Origin of the sequence: Rhodococcus sp. EPR-147 (assembly GCF_001647185.1) — a bacterium.
GTDB lineage: Bacteria > Actinomycetota > Actinomycetes > Mycobacteriales > Mycobacteriaceae > Rhodococcoides.
This window is the reverse complement of record NZ_LVCU01000233.1, coordinates 1-3,354: the sequence shown is the minus strand read 5'-3', so window position 1 is coordinate 3,354 and position 3,354 is coordinate 1. Positions and strand designations below refer to the sequence as shown.

The 3,354-nt window shown below is 66.9% G+C and carries 4 protein-coding genes; 1 reads left to right on the top strand and 3 read right to left on the bottom strand.

Annotated features, from left to right (window positions below):
* Nucleotides 1–871, top strand: an 871-nt coding sequence (locus A2J02_RS11430) for an MATE family efflux transporter (RefSeq protein WP_068050190.1), incomplete at its 5' end; no start/stop codon positions are given.
* Between the two features lie 3 nt (nucleotides 872–874).
* Here A2J02_RS11430 and A2J02_RS11425 read toward each other — a convergent pair.
* The 3 genes from A2J02_RS11425 to modA form a co-directional block, all read right to left on the bottom strand.
* Entirely contained in the window at nucleotides 875–1,969 is a 1,095-nt protein-coding gene (locus tag A2J02_RS11425; protein WP_094688775.1) for a sulfate/molybdate ABC transporter ATP-binding protein, read from the bottom strand.
* Nucleotides 1,966–2,778 carry an ABC transporter permease gene (locus A2J02_RS11420; RefSeq protein WP_068050185.1) on the bottom strand — a complete coding sequence of 271 codons (813 nt, stop codon included), beginning with the start codon at nucleotides 2,776–2,778 and terminating at the stop codon, nucleotides 1,966–1,968. Before A2J02_RS11420 ends, A2J02_RS11425 begins: the two co-directional genes overlap by 4 nt.
* On the bottom strand, nucleotides 2,775–3,354 hold a 580-nt coding region (gene modA / locus A2J02_RS11415; RefSeq protein WP_068050182.1), incomplete at its 5' end, for a molybdate ABC transporter substrate-binding protein. The genes A2J02_RS11420 and modA, both read right to left, overlap by 4 nt.

Sequence of the window (3,354 nt, the reverse complement as noted above, 5' to 3'; positions counted from 1 at the left end):
AGTTCAGAACACGGTGACGCCACTACGTTTCGTCGTGTTCGGCTTCGGTGTATCAGCGGTGTTGTGCCCCCTCCTGGTCCACGGGTTGCTGGGATTCCCACGGCTCGGGCTGGTGGGATCGGCCGTGGCGAACGTGATCGGCCAGGGCGTCGCCGGTGCGCTGTTCGTCGGCGCAGTCGTGCGGGCGAGCACCGAATTGCGCCCGCATTGGTCGGTGATGCGCGCACAACTGGTGCTGGGCCGCGACCTGATCGTGCGCAGTCTGGCGTTCCAGGCCTGTTTTCTGTCCGCCGCAGCGGTCGCGTCGAGGTTCGGCGCCGCCTCGGTCGCCGCCAACCAGGTGGTTCTGCACATGTGGAACCTGGTGTCGTTGATGCTCGATTCACTGGCAATCGCCGCACAGACCCTGGTCGGAGCCGCCCTGGGTGCGAGCAGGATCGACGATGCGCGCGCCCTGGCGTGGCGATTGACGGCATGGTCGACGGTGTTCGCGGTCGTTCTCGCCGGTGTGTTCGCCGTCGGGCGGTCGTTCGTCCCGGATCTGTTCACCACCGACGCATCGGTCATCGACGAGATGCATGCGATCTGGTGGATATTCGTCGCGATCATCCCCATTGCCGGCGTGGTGTTCGCGTTGGACGGTGTGCTGCTCGGCAGCGGCGACGCTGCATTTCTGAGAAACGCGACCATGGCCTGCGCCGTTGTGGGCTTTCTGCCGTTCATCTGGTCGGCTCTGGTGTTCGACTGGGGACTGGTAGGGATCTGGACAGGGCTCGGCGTCTTCGTCGCACTGCGGATGCTTGCAGTCGCGGGCCGGGTACTGTCCGGAAAGTGGCTGGTGATCGGCAGCGATCGCCAACTCCGCCGATAGCCGTCAGGGTTGCGACGGCAACGCGGGGTGCAATGCCACCTCACGGCTCTTGACGACGAAGAAGACGGTGCCGCCGGGCTCGAGCCCGAGATCGGACACCGCGGCAGGGGTGATGTCTGCAGCCATGCCGGGAGACCCGTCGGGTTGCGGACGTGATCGAACACGAATGCCGGAGCCCTGCACCTCCATCTCCTCGATCACCACCTCGAACACGTTTCTCGGGCTGGCGTGCGGGGCCGTCGGGTGTACCGAGACGGCGGCGGGGGAGAACACCGCCACCAGTGCGGTTCCGGTGGTGTACCGCCCGGAGCCGTGGACCGTCAGTCCCCAGTTCGTGGTCAGGGACGTCGAGTCGTCGGCGTCGACAGCCCTTCCCGAGAGCAGGTTCACCCCCGCGATGCGGGCACCGAATTCGCTGCGAGGTGCGGTCAGGACCTCGGTGACCGAGCCTCGCTCGACGACGCGTCCGCCGTCGACGACCGCGACGGAATCGGCGAGCGCGACGACGTCGAGCAGATCGTGGGTGACGATCAAAGCCGTGCGACCGCTCTCGCGCAGCACCGTGCGCAGTACTCGTCGAATGCTCGGTGCCGTGTCCACATCCAGCGCCGCGAGGGGTTCGTCGAGCAGCAATAGGCGTGGGTCGGCCGCAAGAGCGCGCGCGATGGCGATTCGTTGAGCCTGCCCGCCGGACAGCTGGCCGGGGCGGCGATCGGCCAGGTGGGAGGCTCCGACCGTGTCGAGCCAGGTATCGGCGACGGCACGCGCGGCGACGCGGTTCGCGCCTGCGCTACGCGGCGCGAAGGCCACGTTCGTACGAGCGTCCATGTGAGGAAACAGCAGAGCTTCCTGAGAGAGGGTCGCGACGCCTCGGGCGTGAATCGGGACGACGGTGTTCGAGACGGTATCGGTCAGCACGTCCTCGCCGAGTCGGACGATTCCTTCGTCGGGTGCCACCACACCGGAGACGAGCTGCAGCAGTGTCGATTTGCCTGCCCCGTTCGGTCCGAGGATGGCCACCGTCTCACCCTCGGGGACGTCCAGTTCGAGATCGATGCCGCGGACGCCGAGTGTGGCCCGCAGGTGCAGTGAGTTCACAGCGTTCCCGACGACCGAGTGCCGCGTGCGGTCACGACGACGAGTGCCGCTACGAGAATCAGTACCAGCGACAGCGCCACCGCGGCATCGGGGTCGCTCTCGCGCTGCAGATAGATTTCCAGCGGCAGTGTCCTGGTCACGCCTTCGAGGGATCCGGCGAAGGTCAAGGTCGCTCCGAATTCTCCGAGTGCGCGCGCGAAGGCGAGGACGGTTCCTGATATCAGTCCGGGAAGTATCAGCGGAACGGTGATGCGCCGTAGGACGGTCGTGGGGGTGGCCCCCAGCGTCGCGGCCACCACGTCGTACCGGTCGCCGGCCGTGCGCAGTGCGCCCTCGACGCTGACGACCAGGAAAGGAAGCGACACGAACACCTGTGCCAGCACCACGGCCGAGGTGGTGAACGCTATTCGAATCCCGAAGGCGTCGAGGTGCTCGCCCAACAGGCCTTGTCGCCCGAAGGTGTAGAGCAGCGCGATGCCCCCGACCACCGGGGGCAGAACCAAGGGCAGTACGACGAGAGAGCGAAGGATCGAGAGCCCGCGAATCGAGCTGCGCGAGAGCACGATTGCCATCGGCACGCCCATAGCCACGCACACTGCGGTGCTGGCCGTCGCCGTCTTCAGGCTCAGGATCAACGCCGCGACAGCGGATTCGGAGGTGATGAGTCCGAGAAAATTGGACCAGTCGATTCGGGTGAACATCGCGGCCAGCGGTGCCACCACGAGGAGTGCACCGATGGCTGCCGGAACGAAAATCCACACCGGCACACCGACGGTCGACCGCCCGTCGTGTGCGACTCGTACGGTCACGGAGCTGCGAAGCCGGCTCGACCGAGTACGTCCTGCCCGACGGGTCCGGCGACGAACTCGGTGAATGCGCGAGCGGTGCCCTCGTTGTCGGACCCGCTCAGTGTCGCGATCGGGTAGGTGTTGACGGCCTCGCTCGACTCCGCGAAGGGCACCGCGGTCACGGCCTCTCCTGCCCCGGCAGCGTCGGTCACGTAGACCAGTCCGGCATCGGCCTGCCCCGAGGTCACCTTGCCCAACACGTCGGTGACCGAGGATTCTTCGCTCACGGCCGGGATCTGCGTGCCGGTAGCGGCCTCGACCGAGACCGTCGCCGCGCCGCACGGCACCTGGGGCGCGCAGATCACCGTGAGAACGTCGGGATTCGCCAGATCGGCGAACGATGCGATGCCGTCCGGGTTTCCGGGGGCGGTCACGATGGTCAGCGTGTTGGACGCGAAGTCGACGGGGTCATCCGCAACCAGGCCCTCGTCGACCGTCTCGGTCATGTTCTTCGTATCCGCGGAGGCGAAGACGTCGGCAGGGGCGCCGGAGATCAGCTGCGCGGCCAGATCGGATGAGCCCGCGAAGCTGAACTCC